Origin of the sequence: Vibrio aphrogenes, assembly GCF_002157735.2 — a bacterium.
In the GTDB taxonomy this organism is placed as follows: domain Bacteria; phylum Pseudomonadota; class Gammaproteobacteria; order Enterobacterales; family Vibrionaceae; genus Vibrio; species Vibrio aphrogenes.
This window is the reverse complement of record NZ_AP018689.1, coordinates 516,590-539,245: the sequence shown is the minus strand read 5'-3', so window position 1 is coordinate 539,245 and position 22,656 is coordinate 516,590. Positions and strand designations below refer to the sequence as shown.

Sequence of the window (22,656 nt, the reverse complement as noted above, 5' to 3'; positions counted from 1 at the left end):
CTAGAGCCTTAATATGGCAGGAGTGGAGAGATTCGAGCCCCCAATACGCGCTATTTTGGTGATCAGGGGAATCCGCTGCTTTTCGCTCCATACAAAAAGGCTCTAGCATTTCTGCTAGAGCCTTGATATGGCAGGGGTGGAGAGATTCGAGCCCCCAATACGCGCTATTTTGGTGATCAGGGGAATCCGCTGCTTTTCGCTCCATGCAAAAAGGCTCTAGCATTTCTTCTAGAGCCTTAATATGGCAAGGGTGGAGAGATTCGAACTCCCAACACGCGCTATTTTGGTGATCAGGGGAATCCGCTACTTTTCGTTCTATGCAAAAAGGCTCCAGCATTTCTGCTAGAGCCTTAATATGGCAGGGGTGGAGAGATTCGAACTCCCAACACGCGGATTTGGAATCCGCTGCTCTGCCAATTGGAGCTACACCCCTAAAACTTTGTTTATATTACTTTATTTTGGCTAACAAAGTAAATTGTCTTTTTCAAAAATATCAGAAAAAGTGGCGGAGTGGACGGGACTCGAACCCGCGACCCCCGGCGTGACAGGCCGGTATTCTAACCAACTGAACTACCACTCCGCAGTGTCTATTCAGCATGTCGCTATTTTTTGCCTTTAGATTTTTCTAAAATCTAAAAACGGAAATTAAAGCCTGGCGATGTCCTACTCTCACATGGGGAGACCCCACACTACCATCGGCGCTACTTCGTTTCACTTCTGAGTTCGGCATGGAATCAGGTGGGTCCAAAGCGCTATGGTCGCCAAGCAAATTCTTTTGTTAAACGCTCAAGCGTTTAACTTAATTCGGAAAGCTGCTTTGTTATCTCTAACTCGTTCTCACACTCATTCAAGTATGTCTTATATCTATTAAGTCCATCAAAACCCTTTAGGTGTTGTATGGTTAAGCCTCACGGGCAATTAGTATTGGTTAGCTCAACGCCTCGCAGCGCTTACACACCCAACCTATCAACGTTCTAGTCTCGAACAACCCTTTAGGACACTTAAAGTGCCAGGGAAGACTCATCTCAGGGCTCGCTTCGTGCTTAGATGCTTTCAGCACTTATCGATTCCGAACTTAGCTACCGGGCAATGCCATTGGCATGACAACCCGAACACCAGAGGTTCGTCCACTCCGGTCCTCTCGTACTAGGAGCAGCCCCCTTCAATCTTCCAACGCCCACGGCAGATAGGGACCGAACTGTCTCACGACGTTCTAAACCCAGCTCGCGTACCACTTTAAATGGCGAACAGCCATACCCTTGGGACCGACTTCAGCCCCAGGATGTGATGAGCCGACATCGAGGTGCCAAACACCGCCGTCGATATGAACTCTTGGGCGGTATCAGCCTGTTATCCCCGGAGTACCTTTTATCCGTTGAGCGATGGCCCTTCCATTCAGAACCACCGGATCACTATGACCTGCTTTCGCACCTGCTCGAATTGTCATTCTCGCAGTCAAGCGGGCTTATGCCATTGCACTAACCACACGATGTCCAACCGTGTTTAGCCCACCTTCGTGCTCCTCCGTTACTCTTTGGGAGGAGACCGCCCCAGTCAAACTACCCACCAGGCACTGTCCTCACCCCAGATAATGGGGCTAAGTTAGAACATCAACACTACAAGGGTGGTATTTCAAGGTTGACTCCACATCCACTGGCGTGAATGCTTCAAAGTCTCCCACCTATCCTACACATGTAGGGTCAATGTTCAGTGCCAAGCTGTAGTAAAGGTTCACGGGGTCTTTCCGTCTAGCCGCGGGTACACTGCATCTTCACAGCGATTTCAATTTCACTGAGTCTCGGGTGGAGACAGCGTGGCCATCATTACGCCATTCGTGCAGGTCGGAACTTACCCGACAAGGAATTTCGCTACCTTAGGACCGTTATAGTTACGGCCGCCGTTTACCGGGGCTTCGATCAAGAGCTTCTCCGAAGATAACCCCATCAATTAACCTTCCGGCACCGGGCAGGCGTCACACCGTATACGTCATCTTACGATTTTGCACAGTGCTGTGTTTTTAATAAACAGTTGCAGCCACCTGGTATCTGCGACTCCCGGCAGCTTAGAGAGCAAGTCTCATCACCGCTAGGAGCGTACCTTCTCCCGAAGTTACGGTACCATTTTGCCTAGTTCCTTCACCCGAGTTCTCTCAAGCGCCTTGGTATTCTCTACCCGACCACCTGTGTCGGTTTGGGGTACGATTTCTTACAAACTGAAGCTTAGAGGCTTTTCCTGGAAGCATGGCATCAATGACTTCACTACCGTAGTAGCTCGACGTCGTGTCTCGGCCTTAAGATTTCCCGGATTTACCTAAGAAATCAGCCTACGCACTTGAACCTGGACAACCATCGCCAGGCCCACCTAGCCTTCTCCGTCCCCCCATCGCATTTGTAAGAAGTACGGGAATATTAACCCGTTTCCCATCGACTACGCTTTTCAGCCTCGCCTTAGGGGTCGACTTACCCTGCCCCGATTAACGTTGGACAGGAACCCTTGGTCTTCCGGCGAGGGAGTTTTTCACTCCCTTTATCGTTACTCATGTCAGCATTCGCACTTCTGATACCTCCAGCAAACTTCTCAGTTCACCTTCAACGGCTTACAGAACGCTCCCCTACCCAGCACAGTAAACTGTACTGCCGCAGCTTCGGTGTATAGCTTAGCCCCGTTACATCTTCCGCGCAGGCCGACTCGACCAGTGAGCTATTACGCTTTCTTTAAATGATGGCTGCTTCTAAGCCAACATCCTGGCTGTCTGAGCCTTCCCACATCGTTTCCCACTTAGCTATACTTTGGGACCTTAGCTGGCGGTCTGGGTTGTTTCCCTCTCCACGACGGACGTTAGCACCCGCCGTGTGTCTCCCGGATAGTACTTACTGGTATTCGGAGTTTGCAAAGGGTTGGTAAGTCGGGATGACCCCCTAGCCTTAACAGTGCTCTACCCCCAGTAGTATTCGTCCGAGGCGCTACCTAAATAGCTTTCGGGGAGAACCAGCTATCTCCAGGTTTGATTGGCCTTTCACCCCTAGCCACAAGTCATCCGCTAATTTTTCAACATTAGTCGGTTCGGTCCTCCAATTGATGTTACTCAATCTTCAACCTGCCCATGGCTAGATCACCTGGTTTCGGGTCTATACCTAGCAACTCGACGCCCAGTTAAGACTCGGTTTCCCTACGGCTCCCCTATACGGTTAACCTTGCTACTAAATATAAGTCGCTGACCCATTATACAAAAGGTACGCAGTCACACCACGAAGGTGCTCCTACTGCTTGTACGTACACGGTTTCAGGTTCTATTTCACTCCCCTCACAGGGGTTCTTTTCGCCTTTCCCTCACGGTACTGGTTCACTATCGGTCAGTCAGGAGTATTTAGCCTTGGAGGATGGTCCCCCCATATTCAGACAGGATAACACGTGTCCCGCCTTACTCGATTTCACTGATTATGATGTGTCGGTTACGGGGCTATCACCCTGTATCGCCAAGCTTTCCAGCTTGTTCACCTGCATCATTAAAAGCTTAAGGGCTAATCCAATTTCGCTCGCCGCTACTTTCGGAATCTCGGTTGATTTCTCTTCCTTCGGGTACTTAGATGTTTCAGTTCCCCGAGTTCGCCTCATTAACCTATGTATTCAGTTAATGATAGTTGCTTATGCAACTGGGTTTCCCCATTCGGAAATCGTAGACTCAAGTGGCTTTTACTGCCTAATCTACGCTTATCGCAAGTTAATACGTCCTTCATCGCCTCTGACTGCCTAGGCATCCACCGTGTACGCTTATTCACTTAACCATACAACCCAAAAGGGTCTTTATGTATGTTCAACTAAATAAGGTTTTAGTTTGTTGATATTTAAGAGGGTAATCTTAAATATCGTTGCCGGACTCAATAGAACAAACAATACATTGTTTGTTTGAATACAAGACACTTGAATGTGTGTTGTGTGTTTATCTTAAAGATAAACATTGAGAACTTTTATTTGATAACTTAATTACAGCCTTGAGCTGTTTTATTTTACTTTTTCAAAAGTAAAAACAAATTAAGCTATCAGTCAGCTTTCCAAATTGTTAAAGAGCAAAGAGTTTCTATTGAAACCACTTTTTAAAGACTTTCAGCGACAAATAACCCCATCCAATTTATAAAACCGGATGCGTGACATCGTAAAAGTATTTAAAGAGTGGTGGGCGATACCGGGCTCGAACCAGTGACCCCCTGCTTGTAAGGCAGGTGCTCTCCCAACTGAGCTAATCGCCCATAAATTTTCTTATCTAAAATAAGCATTCCTATGGAGGAATGGTGGAGCTATGCGGGATCGAACCGCAGACCTCCTGCGTGCAAGGCAGGCGCTCTCCCAGCTGAGCTATAGCCCCATTTATTTTCTTACCTAAAGTAAGCATTTCCATGGGAGGAAATGGTGGGTCGTGCAGGATTCGAACCTGCGACCAATTGATTAAAAGTCAACTGCTCTACCAACTGAGCTAACGACCCATATCTTCTATCTCTTAAGAGAAGGAAGTGGTATCCCGTAGGGGAGTCGAACCCCTGTTACCGCCGTGAAAGGGCGGTGTCCTAGGCCTCTAGACGAACGGGACACAGGATTTGAAAGCAATGGGATGCTTTCTGAACTCTTTTCTATATAAACCTAATCAATCTGTGTGGGTACTCATCAAAAATAATCTTCGTATAAGGAGGTGATCCAGCCCCAGGTTCCCCTAGGGCTACCTTGTTACGACTTCACCCCAGTCATGAACCACAAAGTGGTAAGCGTCCTCCCGAAGGTTAAACTACCTACTTCTTTTGCAGCCCACTCCCATGGTGTGACGGGCGGTGTGTACAAGGCCCGGGAACGTATTCACCGTGGCATTCTGATCCACGATTACTAGCGATTCCGACTTCATGGAGTCGAGTTGCAGACTCCAATCCGGACTACGACGCACTTTTTGGGATTCGCTTACTTTCGCAAGTTCGCTGCCCTCTGTATGCGCCATTGTAGCACGTGTGTAGCCCTACTCGTAAGGGCCATGATGACTTGACGTCGTCCCCACCTTCCTCCGGTTTATCACCGGCAGTCTCCCTGGAGTTCCCGACATTACTCGCTGGCAAACAAGGATAAGGGTTGCGCTCGTTGCGGGACTTAACCCAACATTTCACAACACGAGCTGACGACAGCCATGCAGCACCTGTCTCAGAGCTCCCGAAGGCACACCTGTATCTCTACTGGCTTCTCTGGATGTCAAGAGTAGGTAAGGTTCTTCGCGTTGCATCGAATTAAACCACATGCTCCACCGCTTGTGCGGGCCCCCGTCAATTCATTTGAGTTTTAATCTTGCGACCGTACTCCCCAGGCGGTCTACTTAACGCGTTAGCTCCGAAAGCCACGGCTCAAGGCCACAACCTCCAAGTAGACATCGTTTACGGCGTGGACTACCAGGGTATCTAATCCTGTTTGCTCCCCACGCTTTCGCATCTGAGTGTCAGTATCTGTCCAGGGGGCCGCCTTCGCCACTGGTATTCCTTCAGATCTCTACGCATTTCACCGCTACACCTGAAATTCTACCCCCCTCTACAGTACTCTAGTTTGCCAGTTTCAAATGACCTTCCGAGGTTGAGCCCCGGGCTTTCACATCTGACTTAACAAACCACCTGCATGCGCTTTACGCCCAGTAATTCCGATTAACGCTCGCACCCTCCGTATTACCGCGGCTGCTGGCACGGAGTTAGCCGGTGCTTCTTCTGTTGCTAACGTCAAGCAACGCAGTTATTAACTACGAAACCTTCCTCACAACTGAAAGTACTTTACAACCCGAAGGCCTTCTTCATACACGCGGCATGGCTGCATCAGGCTTTCGCCCATTGTGCAATATTCCCCACTGCTGCCTCCCGTAGGAGTCTGGGCCGTGTCTCAGTCCCAGTGTGGCTGATCATCCTCTCAGACCAGCTAGGGATCGTTGCCTTGGTGAGCCATTACCTCACCAACTAGCTAATCCCACATAGGCGTATCCAATAGCGCAAGGCCCGAAGGTCCCCTGCTTTGCTCCGAAGAGGTTATGCGGTATTAGCCATCGTTTCCAATGGTTATCCCCCTCTACTGGGCAACTTCCTATGCATTACTCACCCGTCCGCCGCTCGTCAGCGAAATAGCAAGCTATTTCCTGTTACCGCTCGACTTGCATGTGTTAGGCCTGCCGCCAGCGTTCAATCTGAGCCATGATCAAACTCTTCAATTAAAGTTTTTGTGGCCGCTCTTAAATAAAGAGACGACCGGCTCAACGAATACTGACTTCAAAACTATTCTTCTTAAAAAGAAGAAGTAACTTTAAAGCTATTATCTATCCAACAGATAGATAATGAATTGACTGTGCCGCTATTATTTATTTTCACTTTAAAAAGTGAAATCAAACCAGCTCAAGGCTGACTCTTTTAATAGCCGTTTGGTCACTCAGTTCATTGATAAATCTTTTTGATTATCATCAACGAGTGCCCACACAGATTGATAGGTTTAAATTGTTAAAGAGCGTTGTTCTTATCGATAATGCTTAGTGCATCTCGCTGAACAGGGCGGCCATTTTAGCGATTTAAAAGCTCGTGTCAAACACTTTTTTTAAAACTTTTTTCGCAAACCTTTTTGAGAAGGTTTTGACCTCTAACCCGTGCTGCAGCTTGGCTGCGTGCTCCGTGTCAGTGAGGTCGCATTATAGAGAAGCGAATCTTCTTGGCAAGTGATTTTTATAAAAAAATGCGAAAATACCGCTCAAATGTTCACTTTACAATCAAAGGCTTATTTATACCACTTTACCCTAAACTTAAGAACAGGTTATCCACAGAAACCTTCTTTTTAAGTTGCTTAAAGTAGGACAAGGAAGTTTGTATGCCTAAATAAAGCCTCTCTTTTTACCCTCTCTATATATCATTATATTTACATCGTGGTCATGTCACTCAACCAATAAAAAAGGAGCAACGAATATTCGTTGCTCCTTTGGGTTTGATATTGTTAGCTTATTATTGCTTTGCCACGATATGGTCATCTTCCACTGATAATCGCACTACTTTGCCAGGTAGCAGTTCACTTGCCAGCATAGAGCGCGCTAATGGGTTTTCGACCATTTGTTGAATCGCACGTTTTAGTGGACGCGCGCCATACACAGGATCAAAACCAACTTCAGCGACTAAAGACAAGACATCATCACCGACTTGTAATTCATATTCTTTATCTGCCATACGTTGACGTAGGCGATCCAATTGAATAGAAGCAATCGACTTAATTTGCTCTTGGCCAAGTGGATGGAATACCACACTTTCATCAACACGGTTTAAAAACTCCGGTCTAAAGTGTTGGCTTACGATCTCCATCACTTGATTTTTCATCTCTTCATAAGAAGACGTCGCTGCGTTTTCTTGAATACGATCAGAACCTAAGTTAGAAGTCATGATCACGACGGTATTTTTAAAATCGACAGTACGACCTTGGCCATCGGTTAAACGCCCATCATCCAATACTTGTAATAAGATATTGAATACATCGGGGTGCGCTTTTTCCACTTCATCCAATAAGATCACTGAATATGGTTTACGACGTACCGCTTCGGTTAAGTAGCCACCCTCGTCATAACCGACATAACCAGGAGGCGCACCGACCAAACGTGATACTGAGTGTTTTTCCATAAACTCAGACATATCAATTCGCACCATTGCATCTTCACTATCAAACATAAAGTTCGCCAGTGTTTTACATAGCTCGGTTTTACCCACACCGGTTGGGCCTAAGAATAAAAACGAACCAATCGGTTTATTAGGATCCGATAAACCAGCACGGCTACGACGAATGGCATTTGACACCACATCGACCGCTTCTTTTTGTCCAATCACACGCTCATGCAATACCGATTCCATCGATAATAACTTGGCTTTTTCTGCCTCAAGCATTTTAGAAACCGGAATCCCCGTTTGTTTCGACAAGACCTCGGCTATTTCAGCGTCTGTTACTCGGTTTTTCAGCAGCGTTAATTCAATATTCTCCACTTGTGAAGCATTGTCTAATTGCTTTTCCAGCTCAGGAATTTTGCCGTATTGCAATTCTGACATTCGTTGCAAGTCACCAGCGCGACGAGCCACATCCATATCTAAACGTGCTTGCTCTAACTCAGCTTTTATATGTTGAGTGCCAGACAACGACGCTTTTTCAGTTTTCCAGACTTCTTCAAGTTCGGAATATTCACGCTCTTTTTCAGCCAATTCTTGATTCAGAATAGCCAAGCGTTTGGTACTGGCGGCATCATCTTCATTTAGTAGCGCTTGCTGTTCGATTTTCAGCTGGATGATACGACGGTCTAAACGGTCTAGTGATTCCGGTTTCGAATCCATTTGAATACGAATACTCGAGGCCGCCTCATCAATTAAGTCGATGGCTTTATCTGGTAATTGACGATCCGATACATAACGATTGGACAGCGTTGCAGCCGCCACAATTGCCGGATCGGTAATTTCCACATGGTGGTGTAATTCGTAGCGTTCTTTTAAGCCACGTAAAATCGCAATGGTATCTTCCACACTCGGCTCATCCACCAGCACTTTTTGGAAACGACGCTCTAACGCTGGGTCTTTTTCCACGTATTGACGGTATTCATCCAAGGTAGTCGCACCAACACAATGAAGCTCACCACGAGCCAAAGCAGGTTTAAGCATATTACCGGCATCCATTGAGCCTTCGCCTTTGCCAGCGCCTACCATGGTATGCAACTCATCAATGAACAAAATAATGTTGCCATCTTCTTGCGCTAACTCATTCAAGACCGCTTTTAAACGCTCTTCAAATTCACCCCGGTATTTAGCGCCGGCGATCAATGCGCCCATGTCGAGCGATAATACGCGGCGATTACGCAAACCTTCTGGTACTTCATTATTCACGATACGTAATGCCAAGCCTTCTACGATCGCGGTTTTACCGACCCCCGGCTGACCAATCAACACCGGGTTATTTTTGGTACGGCGCTGTAAAACCTGAATGGTACGGCGAATTTCATCATCACGACCAATCACAGGATCGAGTTTGCCTTGCTCTGCACGCTCAGTGAGATCAATCGTGTATTTTTCTAATGCTTGGCGTTTTTCTTCTGCATTCGGGTCGTCGACATTTTGTCCACCACGAATTTCATCAATCGCCTTAGTCACATTGGCTTTGTTTAAACCTAATTCTTTAAACAACTTACCAAGTGGCCCGTGGTCTTCTAATGCTGCAAGCAAAAATAGTTCAGAAGAAATGTAAGCATCGTTACGTTGCTGTGCAATTTTGTCACAAACATTCAATAGGTTGCCTAAATTTTTCGATGCTTGAACATCCCCACCAATACCGGTCACTTTCGGCAATTTATCAAGTTCTTGCGCAACTTTAGAACGTAATTGAGTGGCATCAACACCAAGCATGGTAAAAATAGGACGAATGGTGCTGCCATCTTGATTTAGCAATGCCTGCATTAAGTGCACAGGTTCAATAAACTGGTGATCACGGCCTAGCGCAAGAGATTGCGCATCAGAAATGGCAAGCTGGAATTTACTGGTAAATTTATCAAAACGCATTATAAGCCTCCAATCTCATACATGAGATACTTCTGTTGTTGGCTTATAAATGGATGCAGATAGGTGGGTTTTCAAGAGCGAGTAAAAAATAATCATACGCTCGACAGAATCATCAGAGCGAAAGCGTCATACGCTGGAATTATTCTAACCAAATAAAGGAGGCTTGACGGCCGGTCACGCCATCACGTCGATACGAATAAAAAATATCGTCTTCACTATAGGTACAGCGTTGGCTGACAAACACTTGCTCCACGCCCGCTTGGTTTAAGCGCTGGGTTGCTAAAATGGACATATCCGCTAACCATTTGCCACTCTGTTTTACACGAGGTGTGAAGGCATCTTTTGCATGGACATCATGCTGTACAAACGCTTGATAAACATCTTCCCCTACTTCAAAGGCGGTTGGACCAATTGCAGGGCCTAACCACGCCATGACTTGGCTGGATTTATCAAATTGTCTCACCGCATTTTCTAAAATACCATTTGCTAGGCCACGCCATCCTGCGTGTACCGCTGCCACTTGTGAGCCCTCGGTATTGGTCAATAACACAGGCAAGCAGTCAGCCGTCATCACACAACATACTATTTTATTATGGCGAGTCGTGGCCCCATCAGCATCCAGTACATGATGAGTAGGTTTGCTCAATTCAATGACATCCGCTGAATGAGTTTGATTAAGCCAAACTGGAGACGTTGGCATGAGATGTTGCTGACGTAAAAGATCACGATTACGTTGGACAATATTGCGGTCATCCCCCACATGCATACCTAAGTTCAAGCCTTGATAAACACCGGTTGAGACACCACCAAACCGCGTTGAGCTAAACGCTTTTACATTTGTAGGCGCAGGCCAGTTTGGTAGCACAATATTGTCCATTAGTGATTATTCCTCGACGTGATTCTCTAACGCATCCACACGTAACGCTTCCGTCATCGCGACCATGTCATCAGGGATTGGCGCATGAAACTTCATTTCTTCCCCGCTTTCAGGATGTTCAAATTTCAACATCACCGCATGCAGCGCTTGACGGTCAAAATTACGAATCATATCCGTCAACTCAGCAGACGCCCCTTTTGGTATACGAGCTCGGCCACCATAAGCAGTGTCACCCAACAATGGATGTTGAATGTAAGACATGTGCACACGAATTTGGTGAGTACGTCCGGTTTCTAAGCGTAAGCGAATGCGGGTATGTTCACGGAAATGCTCAGCGACACGATAATGAGTCACCGCCGGCTTACCTAATTCATTAACCGCCATTAGAGTTCGTTTAGTAGAGTGACGACCAATCGGTTTTTCGATACGCCCGCCAGCGGTCATATTACCAATAATAATCGCTTCATATTCACGTGTGATTTTACGCTTTTGCAGAGCACGGACTAAACGCGTTTGCGCCGGTACGGTCTTCGCAACCACCATCAACCCCGTGGTATCTTTATCCAAACGGTGCACAATACCGGCGCGCGGCACTTCTGCAATCGCTGGGTAATGGTGCAATAACGCATTTAATACGGTACCATCAGGTGTACCGGCGCCAGGATGCACCACAAAATCTCGTGGTTTATTGATGACAATAATATCGTCATCTTCATAAACGATATTTAATGGAATATCTTGAGCTTCCCAGCGTTCTTCGTCTTCTAGCTCGGCTTGAACGGTAATTTCTTCCCCGCCCATGACTCGAGTTCGAGGTTTAGTTACCACTTCACCATTGATTTGAACCTTGCCTTCAAGCAACCATTCTTTCAAACGTGAGCGAGAAAATTCTGAAAATAATTCAGCAATCGCTTGATCTAAGCGTTGCCCTAATTGAGAATCTTTTACTGTGTCAGTGCGTACAATCTGTTGGGCCATATCGAACTTTTTAAAAAACCATGAGACTAATATCCAACAATATGGATAAAATAGGCTATTCACCGTTATTGGTAAAATAGTGTTATTCACCATTGTATCTGTTAACTTGTCAGAAGTAACGGAAGCAATAAATTTAATTCAAGGAATTTTCTCCTCACAATGAAACGCCAATACCTTTTGGGATTGATTTCCCTACTCTTTTTAGCTGGTTGTGCCGATAAGAAAGATGCTGTACCAGACATCCCACCATCGGATTTATACACACAAGCTCAACAAAGTTTGCAAGCAGGCAGCTGGGCTGAGTCGATCAAAAAGTTCGAAGCACTTGATTCACGCTACCCATTTGGCCCTTATTCCGATCAAGTTCAACTGGATTTGATCTTCGCCTACTATAAAAATGGGGATTATCCATTAGCCCTTGCGACCATTGAACGTTTCACACGTCTTAACCCAACTCATGAGCGTTCTGATTGGGTTTTATATATGCGTGGTTTGACTCATATGGCTCAAGACTCCAACTTCATGCATAGCTTATTTAATATGGACCGCTCCGATCGCGATCCAGAACCAGTAAAAGCAGCCTTTGTTGATTTCAAACGTTTATTAGAACGCTATCCAAATAGTTTATATGCAGCCGATGCTCAACTTCGTTTGATGTCATTAAAAAATCGTCTAGCTGAATACGATCTCGCATCTGCCGATTTTTACCTACGTCGTGAAGCTTGGATTGCAGCAATCAATCGTTGCCAAGAAATTCAAAAAACCTATCCTGATACTATTGCCGCTCGTGATTCGTTAAAAATCCAACTTAAAGCTTATAAAGAACTGGGCTTAGAAGATGCGATAAAACGCACCGAAGAGCTTATTGAACTGAATAAAAAATAGTATTACCAACGCAGAACTTCTCAAAAGCAGCGACCATTCGCTGCTTTTTTTATATGAGAGAGAAAATTATGATGAGAGGCAATGATTATATTGAGAGACAATTATGTTTAGAAGCAATTGTCTATTGAGAAAATGCATAAGAAGGAAAAGCATAAGAAGAGCAAAAAACAACCTGCCTAAAATTTGATTTGTATTCGCCCCCTAAAAATAGAAATTTCTAGTAGCCGACACATTGAATCTACTAAAATTCAGCCGAAGAACAAGTGTTTTTTACTCCACCAATGACGAACCTTTGTTTGTGATCACATTTACTTCAGTCCATTAATAATCCCCTAGCTTACGTGATCTAAATCACATTTATTTTATAGCAAAATAGTAATCTGAAATTAACAAATCAAGGACAAAAGAGGATAAGAGCCTATGAAAATTAACATTACTGGTAAAAATATCGAAGTCACCTCTTCCATCCGAGACTACATTGAGGCTAAATTCAAAAAATTAGAAAAATGGCAAATTGAACTCATCAGCTGTCAAGCGACCATCTGCACCGAACCAGGTAAGCAGCAAAAAATTGAAGCGACCATCACTGTACCTAAAGGTCAATTAGTGGCATCGGCTTCACACGAAGATTTATATAAAGCGATCAATGAAGTTGAGCAAAAGCTTGAACGTCAACTTAACAAGTTAAGCCATAAGCCAGAAGCGAAACGTTCACTAGCAGAAAAACCTGAACTCGAAGAGCTAGAAGAACTTTAATTCAAAATCATTAACCATTATTTATGACGCTCATTGAGCGTCATTTTTTTTGCTTGACGCTTTGTCTTACCTTGCTTATGGTACAGATTCACTTAAGGAATTTATTACATGTACACATCAACTCTGTTCTTTTTTAGCTTGTTTTTTCCATCATAAATAGATGGGGCTGATGTCGTTTTAAAAATAAGCCAAAAACGGACAGAAAGCCTCCCACATTGGGGGGCTTTTTTATAGGGATAAATCATGACTCAATTGCAATACTCACTTGAAGAAATCAGACTCCGTCTTAATGAATTGGATGATCACTTACTTAGCATTTTGTCGGAACGTCGAGCGTTAAGTCTTGAGGTGGCCAAAAGTAAAGTTCAAACCGCTAAGCCTGTGCGAGATGCGCAACGCGAACAACAATTGCTGGTCAAACTGATTAATAATGGCAAAGAGAAATATCAACTTGATGCACCTTATATCACCAAAGTTTTCCATACCATCATTGAAGATTCCGTGCTTTTGCAACAGGCTTATTTACAAAACCTTGCCAACCCAGAAGAAAGTCGTAAACCGCTTGCTCGCGTGGCTTTCTTAGGCGCCAAAGGCTCTTATTCACACTTGGCAAGCCTTGAGTATTTCAGTCGTAAAAATACCGAGCTGATAGAGCTGAACTGCCAACACTTTAAAGAAGTCACCTCCACCGTGGAATCTGGACACGCTGATTTTGGAGTATTGCCCATTGAAAATACCAGCTCAGGTTCGATCAATGAGGTTTACGACTTATTACAACACACAACTCTTTATATTGTGGGGGAAATGACACTGCCCATTGAGCATTGCTTACTCGCGCCCCATGACATGCGCTTAGAAGAAATCAAAACCTTATATTCTCACCCTCAACCGCATCAACAATGCAGTGAGTTTTTAAGTCACTTAAAAGACGTGACCTTAAAATCTTGTGTCAGCACGGCCGATGCGATGCAAAAAGTTGTTGAGCTAAATCGTCCAGATGTTGCCGCCATTGGTAATGCCACCAGCGGCAAACTGTATGGACTACAAACCATTCAAGAAAATATTGCCAATCAAACCGAAAACCATACACGCTTTATTATTGTGGCAAGAAAACCAGTAGAAGTGTCCACACAAATTCCCGCCAAAACCACTGTGATCATGTCAACCTCACAAGAAGCTGGCTCATTGGTACAAACCCTATTGGTACTACAACGTTACGGCATCAATATGACCAAATTAGAATCTCGTCCAATTATGGGTAACCCATGGGAAGAGATGTTTTACGTGGATTTAGAAGCCCATTTAGGCTCAGTAGAAATGCAGCAAGCTATCGTAGAACTCACCAAGATTACCCGTCATTTGAAAGTATTAGGTTGTTACCCAAGCGAAAACATTAAGCCAACTCAAGTTAAGCTAGAAGGTTAAACGTGCATAAGAAAGTCATTGTTGCCTCATTAAATCCGGCCAAAATCAACGCTGTGAAAAGTGCCTTTAGCGCAAGCTTTCCAGATGAACAGTTTGTCTTTGAAGGGGTGTCGGTCGCCAGTGGTGTACCGGACCAACCTATGTTTGATCAAGAAACAAAGCAAGGGGCGCTAAATCGGGTTCATCATGCACAACGCACCATTAGTGACGCGGATTTTTATGTCGGCTTAGAAGCTGGGATCGAAGCTAATTTTACTTACGCTTGGATGATCATTGAAAGTAACCCAGCCAGTGGTGAGGTCATCCGAGGCGAATCTCGTTCCGCGTGTTTAATGCTCCCTCCACAAGTCTTAGAAAAAGTCCGCCAAGGTAAAGAATTGGGACATGTGATGGATGAAGTATTTGCCACCGAAAACATCAAGCAAAAAGGAGGTGCGATAGGCTTACTGACGCACCACCAGTTAACTCGAAGTTCGGTTTATCATCAAGCATTGATTCTGGCATTAATTCCTTTCCTCAATCCTCAACATTTTTAATGCTCTTCTGATTTCTCAGCAGCAACTTGCAACATCGCTTGCAATTGCTGCTTTTGAGCCGGTTGTAACTTTTTCAATTCAGAAGAACCACGAGTAATGGTTGCGACCCCCACTCCAAGCATTTGACTGATTTGACGCTGCGAATAATCACCTTTAATGAGCTCATGTAAAATGTTCATGCGTGCTAATAAAGCTTCACGTTCATCATAAGTGAGCAGCATTGACAGTAAAAAATCCAATTGTTGTTGCTGATCTGAATGCGACAATAATGCCAGCACATCCTGCCAGTCTGTAAACTCAGGGGAAATCACTTCTTTTTCGATTTGTTCTTTTGAATTAGCCATTAAACTAATATTTTTCCTTTACTTCTTGAGGCGTTAAAAATGCCCCTTCTTGACCTAGTAAATTACGATAATAGGTTTCAAACATCAGAATATTTTGCACATAACCACGGGTTTCATCAAAAGGAATGGCTTCAATGAATGAATAAGCATCAATTTTTTGATTACTGCGAGCACGCCATACTTTGACTCGATGCGGCCCCGCATTATAAGCGGCAAACGCAAATATTCGATTGTGGTTAAAATCATCTAATAACCCACCTAAATATGAACTGCCAATTTCTATGTTCTTTTGAACATTATACAGCTCATCAGCATGCTGATATTTTAAATCATAGACGTCTGCGGTGTGTTTTGCTGTCGTCGGCATGATTTGCATAATCCCCCGCGCTCCAACAGGAGAACGTGCTTCTACATCTAGGGCACTTTCTTGGCGCGCAAGAGACATCAAGGTAATTAAAGGCACATCATTCTTTTTAGAATAGAAATCAAACCACCAGCGATGGGCTATCGGGAAACGTAAACTGGTATAGTCCCACATTTTAGCTTCAATGGTCGCCACCACGGTAAAATGATGCCAATGTTTCTCGGCTGCGTATTGTACTAAGGCTTTTTTCTCGCTTTGGGTACTATGCCACAGCAACCAACGCCACTCGCTTTTCGCCGCCGAAATTTTATCAACATTAATCATTTCTTGAATGCGATCAAGAGCTGCTTGCTTGGCTTTGATATCAGGAAGCTTTTCATTGAGCATTTTACTTTGATAACGAATCGGTTCTCCCAGTAATTCTGCCGCCGCCGCACTATAAAAGTTTCGCTGTCCTAACAAAGGCTGTAAGCGTTGTTTGGCTTGCTTGGTTTTTCCTTGCGCCATCTCTACTCTCGCAGACCAATATTGCCAACGTAAGCTTTGCTGATCTTCTGCCGGTAGCTTACTAATCCAATGCGCTAGATCTTTCCAATCTGCATTTTGAATGGCGATACGTGCACGCCTTTCTACTCGCGAAGGGAGCCCTTGCTTATTTAACATGCTATCTCGCCATTGTGCTAAAGAAGATGAATCCGTATTCATTAACCAAGCACTGGCGTAATTGGATAAATCTACTTGAGCCGTTAATGGAAGCTTTTGCGCTTGAACCACTTGCTCATAGAGTTCTACAGCTTGTTGGGTATTTTTGCGGATCAACTGTCTAAACGCGTATTCCGTCAACTGTTGATTAAAAGGAGTGACTTTGGCTTTCTTACTGAACTCACCCACTTTACTAGGATCGCGATAAAGTGCTTGTAAGTCTTTTGAACTGGCTTTGGCATTATCACTAGTGAGTAAACCATCTAAATAACGAAACATTCCTGAGTGACCGGATTTAAAGCTCAATAACATCCGTTCTAATATCAGTGTTTCGGTACGTAAGCCCGCTTGCGTCCATTGGTCAAATAAGTCATCACACGCCGACGAAACACTGCTGCCCGTTAACCAAAGGTCTTTGGCTCCTTGATACGCAGCGTCTTTCTGACCTTGCGTCCATTTGGCGTAATAATAATAGCAACGGTAGCGTTGATCTCTGGGTTCTTCTTGCTGATATTCTAATAGGGTTTTCCATTGTTTGTTCTTGGCTAACGCATCTAAATAATTGGCTCTAACCCGGCTTGAAAAAGGAAACGTCTGATATTTTTCAGTAAAAGCATTCACCTCTTGAGGCTGACGGTTTTCAATATCCGTTAAATACACGCGATAATCAATATAAGGCGTCAATGGATAAGAGGCGATTTGTGGACGAATCACTTGGTAACCAGCAACATCGCCGGCATCTAATAAATCCTGTCCTTTCTCATAGACTTGCCGTTGTATTTCAAGTGGTGAGCGCGGTTTGTCAGATGAATCACTATCAGAAGTGTTCACTTGAGTGGAGGATATCGCCTGAGCATTAACCGCGGGCAAAGACAATATCGCACTTGTCGAAACAGCACAGAAAATAAGCGTTTTTTTAAAATTCAGCATCAACGGTCAACTTCCCTGAAATACAATCACAAATGTGAAAGGTGAATGTTTGATATTCTTAGTATTTTTCTCGCTTTTTCTCATTATTTCAATGCCAAGCGACTATCCGATAATATCCTTGTTTACACTCATCTAGTGTGAATCTTATGTGAGAAAGAGTAAACTATAGTTTTGAAATTATTATAACGCATAGGATCTAAGCAGCTATGGCTGAATACGTCTATACCATGTCTCGTGTGAGCAAAATTGTGCCACCGAAACGTCAAATCTTAAAAGATATCTCATTAAGCTTTTTCCCGGGAGCCAAAATCGGTGTTTTAGGCCTAAATGGTGCAGGTAAATCGACACTTTTACGCATCATGGCAGGTATTGATACTGACATTGATGGTGAAGCTCGTCCTCAGCCTGGTTTAAATGTTGGCTACCTTCCGCAAGAACCGGTTTTAGATGAATCAAAAACCGTTCGTGAAATTGTCGAAGAAGCCGTAGCGGATGTCGCAGACGCATTAAAACGAATTGATGCAGTTTATGCCGCTTACGCCGAACCTGATGCTGATTTTGATGCATTAGCCAAAGAACAAGGCGAACTTGAAGCATTGATTCAAGCGAAAGATGGCCACAACCTAGAAAATGCGCTAGAACGTGCTGCGGATGCACTGCGTCTGCCTGAGTGGGATGCCAAAATTGAACACTTGTCAGGTGGTGAGCGTCGCCGTGTCGCGATTTGCCGTCTATTACTTGAAAAGCCAGACATGCTATTGCTAGATGAACCGACCAACCACTTAGATGCTGAGTCTGTGGCTTGGCTTGAGCATTTCTTAGTTGATTACAGTGGTACAGTGGTAGCGATTACCCACGACCGTTATTTCCTTGATAACGCGGCGGGCTGGATCTTAGAACTTGACCGTGGTGAAGGTATTCCATGGGAAGGTAACTATACTTCATGGCTTGAACAAAAAGATGCGCGTTTAGCCCAAGAAGCTTCAACCGAAAATGCTCGCAAAAAGACCATTGAGAAAGAATTAGAATGGGTTCGTCAAAACCCGAAAGGTCGTCAGGCTAAGTCTAAAGCTCGTATGGCACGTTTTGAAGAGTTGAATAAAACTGATCACCAAAAACGTAACGAAACTAACGAACTTTTCATCCCACCAGGTGAGCGTTTGGGTGACAAAGTCTTAGAAGTTAATAACCTAACTAAGTCATTTGGCGATCGCGTTCTGATTGATAACCTCTCTTTCAGCATGCCGAAAGGGGCTATTGTCGGTATCGTTGGTGCTAACGGCGCGGGTAAATCAACTCTATTCAAAATGCTAAGCGGCTCCGAACAACCCGATGCAGGTACCATCGAGTTAGGTGAAACGGTAAAACTGGCGTCAGTGGATCAGTTCCGTGACTCCATGAATGATAACAACACCGTTTTCCAAGAAATCTCGGAAGGGGCGGATATCATTAAGATCAATAACTTTGAAATTCCAGCGCGTGCTTACTGCTCACGCTTTAACTTCCGTGGTGTTGATCAACAAAAACGCATTGGTGAGCTTTCAGGTGGTGAACGTAACCGTGTTCACTTAGCAAAACTACTAAAAGCGGGCGGTAACGTATTACTACTCGATGAACCGACCAACGACTTGGACGTTGAAACGCTACGTGCTCTTGAAGAAGCGTTACTTGAGTTCCCTGGTTGTACCATGGTTATCTCGCACGACCGTTGGTTCCTCGACCGTATTGCCACCCATATTCTTGATTACCGTGATGAAGGCCAAGTGAACTTCTACGAAGGTAACTACACCGAATACAGTGAATGGTTGAAGCAAACGTTAGGTGCTGCCGCGGCTGAGCCTCACCGCATCAAATACAAACGTGTGACCAAATAAGCGTGTAACTAACCTTATCTGCAGTTGAGGTTAACTAAACTCAGCTGCGAATAACTGGTTAATGGAGCGCTTAACTTCATAGCCAGCAATATCAAAGCCATGGCTCTACGCTGTGGCTTTTTTTGTATTCTAAATTCGCCTTCATCATCTAATAGCTTCATCACCGAATAACTTCACCATCTCATAGCAGTGCATTCATTATCGGTCGATTCTTACTAATTAAAAGATTTAACTAAGAAATGAGAACAGCGCCCTAAAATTTTCCCCTAAAAATTCCCTTCACTTTTCCCCCCATATAAATTGCTGTAGACCATAACCATGACTCATTGTTATTGAATTTCCCATGTCGCATGCAGCTCCAAACTTAGTCAATTCAACCCATTTTGATTTCACTGCCAATAAGGGCTTTTGGCCTATGATGATCTTTAAGCTCATCATAGGTAAAAAGCTTATTTCCAAAATAATTATAATTGGAATAATTCTTCTATTATCAATAACTAGCATTTCATTTTGGTTTAATAACGACAACACTCAAAAGCAACAACAAGACTTACGTGAGCAATTACACAAGTATCAACAGCTCTACCAACAACAATTAGCCTTCAATAAACAGTTAGTAATTAATCAACAGCAAGCCGATTTTCACGCTAAAATGGAAGCAGATGAAGAATTGGTAGAATTCCCTACTCAGCTCACAGCAGACTCTACCAACCTTAAAACACCTGGGCTTTTATCAGAAAAAGAAGCGATAGATACCGCGATGATAAGTGATAAACAAAGGCTATCACTTCCATTGTCGGCGAGCATAGAAACCTCTTTATTTCGCATGATACCCAATGACAGTCCAGTTCATTATCAGCGTGTCTCCTCACCTTTTGGTGGGCGCGTTCACCCAATATCCGGAAAAAAATCACACCATTTAGGCATTGATCTCACTTGTCCTCTTGGTACCCCAATTTATGCCACCGCCGACGGAGTGGTAGAAACGACACGCCCCAGTCAACAAGGTTACGGCAATATGATCAAAGTGCGCCATGCTTTTGGATTTATGACCTTATACGCCCACCTTCACCAATTTGCCGTTAGCCAAGGACAATTCATTGAAAAAGGCGATCGTATTGGTTTTTGTGGTAGTAGTGGCAATTCAACCGGTTCACATTTACATTACGAAGTACGCTTTATTGGTAAAGCGCTCAACCCACAAGATTTCATGCAATGGCAACCAAACCATATTGCTTATTTGTTTACCCAACAACAGCAAGTACCTTGGGCGAGCTTAATGGAGCAATTGACCAATACCATCCACTTACAAACCTTCCTCGCCATCAATCAAACCAATTATTCCTCCTCCCCTTCATCTAAAATCATCAAACAACGCTCTCAAGGATTAGATCAATTTGGTCTTAGTGAAGATAACTGGCAAACCGTAAAAGAGCGTTAACCAGTCTTTGTCTTTATCAGTGGCTGACCTCTTCAATCTTTCTTCCCTCTCTAGCCTTTCTTTCCTCTCATGACCAATTCCAACCCTCTTTATTATAAATTAAAATTATTAAAATAATAATTTATGATAATTTTTAATGATACCCGCATCCACCTATACTCTCCTCATCGAAACAAAACACGATATTAATTTTAAAAATTGGAGCAAATTATGAAAATGAATCACGTTGGTATTATGGTTGGTGATATGGATAAAGCGGTTGAGTTTTATACTAAAGCACTTGGTCTTGAGATTGTGATGGGTAACACTAAGGTAACAGAAGAACGTGAAACTGCGATTGGCCGTATGTGTATTGCCGTTTTTGGTGAAGGGTTTAAAGGCTTTAACATTGCCCACTTACTGACTAAAGATGGTATTGGCTTTGAGCTTTTCGAAATGAAAGAACGCCAACAACGTCATGAAGTCGATTTCTCTCGCATTGGTATTTTCCACTTCTGTCTACAAACAGATGACTTTGAAGGTGTGATCAAACGTACTGAAGAGTTAGGCGGTAAAGTTCGTATGGATATTATGCGCTACCACCCTGAAGATGAAAATAACACCTCACAAATGGTTTATCTTGAAGACCCATTTGGTAATTTATTTGAGTTGTATTCTCACTCTTATCAAGAAACTTACGCGGCCGATTACGAATAATCAACAGCCATAACAAACAAAAAGGATTGGTTCATTGCCAATCCTTTTTTCGTTGTGCCTGTCTGGTATAAACAAACCCAATGGATATTCGCGTTCAATAGTTACTTGTGACTTCTAGTCATCCGCAGCTGAGGTTACTTACCTCGATGAATTGAATCATTGGCTTGTTTCAGTAAATTTTGGCTTTCTCGCATAAATTGTTGAGAGTAATCACCGTACCATGTGGAAACCGCATTAAATTGTTCAATAAAAGCTTGTTTATCTTGATTATCTAGAATCTTAATCGCCTCACCAAAACGTTGATGAAAGCGTTTAATCATATCGATATTGCGTTGCGACGACATAATAATATCGCCATATAAATCAGGATCTTGAGCAAATAAGCGGCCAACCATCGCCAATTCTAAGCGATAAATGGGGGAACTTAATTGCACTAAGGTATCTAGGTTCGGGTTTTCTTGAGATAAGTGAGAGCCATACGCAAACGATGTAAAATGGCGCAGCGCTTGGATCAAGGTCATGCCATTGTCGTGCTCTTCAGCATCAATCGCACAAATGCTCGCCCCCCAAATTTCAAATTGCTTAAGTAACCATTGATAAGTTTCCGGCATACGACCATCACTGCAAATGATCACTTGTTTTGCCATGCTCGGAATATCCGGTCCAAACATCGGATGCAAACCGACCACTGGCCCGCAATGAGCTTCCAGCATTGCCGCTAAAGGTTCAGCTTTGATGGATGTTAAATCACATAAAATGCAGTCATCAGGCAATTTAGGTAGTTTTTTTATCACCGTATCAGTTAAATGAATCGGCACACTGACCACCACCATGCCCGCATCTTGCACTAATTGCTCAGCGTTATCCCAATCTTGGCTACCTAGCACTTTCACTTGGTAACCTGAAAGCTCAAACATGCGCTTAAACAAACCGCCCAACTGCCCATGTCCCCCAACGATCACGATAGAGCGCAATTCTGGATTCAAGCATTTAAAGCCCGAGTCTTTTTCGCTGGCATACGATTCACGCATAGTGCGACGCAAAATATCTTCAATTAATTGAGCTGGAACCCCTCGCTTTTCTGCTTCTGCGCGACGAGAAGCCAACATTGAGGCTTCACGGTCGGGGGCATAAATGGGTAATCCGTATTTACTTTTTACTTCACCAACTTTTTCAACCAAGGCCAAACGCTGGGCTAACAGCTCAAGCATTTGTTTATCAACTGCGTCGATTTGATCTCTTAATTCATTTAATTCTATTGCCATGGATTTCCCTAATTCCC

The 22,656-nt window shown here is 43.9% G+C and carries 13 protein-coding genes, 6 tRNA genes, 3 rRNA genes and 1 other annotated feature; of the genes, 7 read left to right on the top strand and 15 right to left on the bottom strand.

Annotation, left to right across the window (positions count from 1 at the left end; all coding sequences use genetic code 11):
• Nucleotides 1-356: 356 nt before the first annotated feature.
• The 12 genes from VCA1004_RS02540 to rluD form a co-directional block, all read right to left on the bottom strand.
• Nucleotides 357-433: transfer RNA gene (locus tag VCA1004_RS02540), tRNA-Trp, on the bottom strand.
• 70 nt (nucleotides 434-503) lie between these two features.
• A tRNA-Asp gene (locus tag VCA1004_RS02535) sits at nucleotides 504-580 on the bottom strand.
• A gap of 70 nt (nucleotides 581-650) precedes the next feature.
• Nucleotides 651-766, bottom strand: a 5S ribosomal RNA gene (rrf, locus tag VCA1004_RS02530).
• A 131-nt stretch (nucleotides 767-897) separates the two neighbouring features.
• Nucleotides 898-3,785, bottom strand: a 23S ribosomal RNA gene (locus VCA1004_RS02525).
• Nucleotides 3,786-4,171: 386 nt separating this feature from the next.
• Nucleotides 4,172-4,247: transfer RNA gene (locus VCA1004_RS02520), tRNA-Val, on the bottom strand.
• 40 nt (nucleotides 4,248-4,287) lie between these two features.
• Nucleotides 4,288-4,363 (bottom strand) — tRNA-Ala (locus tag VCA1004_RS02515).
• 42 nt (nucleotides 4,364-4,405) lie between these two features.
• Nucleotides 4,406-4,481 (bottom strand) — tRNA-Lys (locus tag VCA1004_RS02510).
• Nucleotides 4,482-4,509: 28 nt separating this feature from the next.
• Nucleotides 4,510-4,585: transfer RNA gene (locus tag VCA1004_RS02505), tRNA-Glu, on the bottom strand.
• A gap of 92 nt (nucleotides 4,586-4,677) precedes the next feature.
• A 16S ribosomal RNA gene (locus tag VCA1004_RS02500) occupies nucleotides 4,678-6,220 on the bottom strand.
• Together the 16S, 23S and 5S rRNA genes with 6 tRNA genes alongside form the textbook arrangement of a ribosomal RNA operon.
• Before the next feature lie 772 nt (nucleotides 6,221-6,992).
• Complete coding sequence (clpB, locus tag VCA1004_RS02495; RefSeq protein WP_086982270.1) at nucleotides 6,993-9,566, bottom strand: ATP-dependent chaperone ClpB; 2,574 nt, start codon at nucleotides 9,564-9,566, stop codon at nucleotides 6,993-6,995.
• 139 nt (nucleotides 9,567-9,705) lie between these two features.
• Entirely contained in the window at nucleotides 9,706-10,443 is a 738-nt protein-coding gene (gene pgeF, locus VCA1004_RS02490) for a peptidoglycan editing factor PgeF (protein ID WP_086982269.1), read from the bottom strand.
• Nucleotides 10,444-10,449: 6 nt separating this feature from the next.
• Complete coding sequence (gene rluD, locus VCA1004_RS02485) at nucleotides 10,450-11,421, bottom strand: 23S rRNA pseudouridine(1911/1915/1917) synthase RluD (RefSeq protein WP_086982268.1); 972 nt, start codon at nucleotides 11,419-11,421, stop codon at nucleotides 10,450-10,452.
• Nucleotides 11,422-11,580: 159 nt separating this feature from the next.
• Here rluD and VCA1004_RS02480 point away from each other — a divergent pair, with 159 nt between their 5' ends.
• The 4 genes from VCA1004_RS02480 (at nucleotide 11,581) to yjjX (ending at nucleotide 15,023) form a co-directional block, all read left to right on the top strand.
• Nucleotides 11,581-12,306, top strand: a complete 726-nt coding sequence (locus VCA1004_RS02480) for an outer membrane protein assembly factor BamD (protein WP_086982267.1) — start codon at nucleotides 11,581-11,583, stop codon at nucleotides 12,304-12,306.
• A gap of 420 nt (nucleotides 12,307-12,726) precedes the next feature.
• Nucleotides 12,727-13,062, top strand: coding sequence for a ribosome hibernation-promoting factor, HPF/YfiA family (hpf, locus tag VCA1004_RS02475; RefSeq protein ID WP_086982266.1), 336 nt, complete (start codon nucleotides 12,727-12,729; stop codon nucleotides 13,060-13,062).
• 110 nt (nucleotides 13,063-13,172) lie between these two features.
• Nucleotides 13,173-13,295, top strand: a sequence feature (Phe leader region).
• Between the two features lie 10 nt (nucleotides 13,296-13,305).
• A complete protein-coding gene (pheA, locus tag VCA1004_RS02470) occupies nucleotides 13,306-14,487 on the top strand; it encodes a prephenate dehydratase (RefSeq protein ID WP_086982265.1) in 1,182 nt (393 codons plus the stop codon).
• A 2-nt stretch (nucleotides 14,488-14,489) separates the two neighbouring features.
• Nucleotides 14,490-15,023 carry an inosine/xanthosine triphosphatase gene (gene yjjX, locus VCA1004_RS02465; RefSeq protein WP_086982264.1) on the top strand — a complete coding sequence of 178 codons (534 nt, stop codon included), beginning with the start codon at nucleotides 14,490-14,492 and terminating at the stop codon, nucleotides 15,021-15,023.
• Here yjjX and trpR read toward each other — a convergent pair.
• Together trpR and VCA1004_RS02455 are read right to left on the bottom strand one after the other, a co-directional pair.
• A complete protein-coding gene (gene trpR / locus VCA1004_RS02460) occupies nucleotides 15,020-15,367 on the bottom strand; it encodes a trp operon repressor (RefSeq protein ID WP_086982263.1) in 348 nt (115 codons plus the stop codon). The two genes, yjjX and trpR, sit on opposite strands and share 4 nt — an antisense overlap.
• 4 nt (nucleotides 15,368-15,371) lie before the next feature.
• The gene (locus VCA1004_RS02455; RefSeq protein WP_086982262.1) at nucleotides 15,372-17,363 is read right to left on the bottom strand and encodes a transglycosylase SLT domain-containing protein; all 1,992 of its coding nucleotides are present in this window, start codon (nucleotides 17,361-17,363) and stop codon (nucleotides 15,372-15,374) included.
• Between the two features lie 206 nt (nucleotides 17,364-17,569).
• On the opposite strand from VCA1004_RS02455, the gene ettA reads away from it, so the two are divergent.
• The 3 genes from ettA to VCA1004_RS02440 all read left to right on the top strand — a co-directional run bounded on the left by ettA (nucleotide 17,570) and on the right by VCA1004_RS02440 (nucleotide 21,374).
• The gene (ettA, locus tag VCA1004_RS02450) at nucleotides 17,570-19,237 is read left to right on the top strand and encodes an energy-dependent translational throttle protein EttA (RefSeq protein ID WP_086982261.1); all 1,668 of its coding nucleotides are present in this window, start codon (nucleotides 17,570-17,572) and stop codon (nucleotides 19,235-19,237) included.
• Nucleotides 19,238-19,580: 343 nt separating this feature from the next.
• A complete protein-coding gene (locus tag VCA1004_RS02445) occupies nucleotides 19,581-20,678 on the top strand; it encodes a M23 family metallopeptidase (protein WP_086982260.1) in 1,098 nt (365 codons plus the stop codon).
• Between the two features lie 210 nt (nucleotides 20,679-20,888).
• Entirely contained in the window at nucleotides 20,889-21,374 is a 486-nt protein-coding gene (locus VCA1004_RS02440) for a VOC family protein (RefSeq protein ID WP_086982259.1), read from the top strand.
• Between the two features lie 134 nt (nucleotides 21,375-21,508).
• Here VCA1004_RS02440 and tyrA read toward each other — a convergent pair whose 3' ends face one another.
• Nucleotides 21,509-22,639, bottom strand: a complete 1,131-nt coding sequence (gene tyrA / locus VCA1004_RS02435; protein ID WP_086982258.1) for a bifunctional chorismate mutase/prephenate dehydrogenase — start codon at nucleotides 22,637-22,639, stop codon at nucleotides 21,509-21,511.
• Nucleotides 22,640-22,656 lie beyond the last annotated feature (17 nt).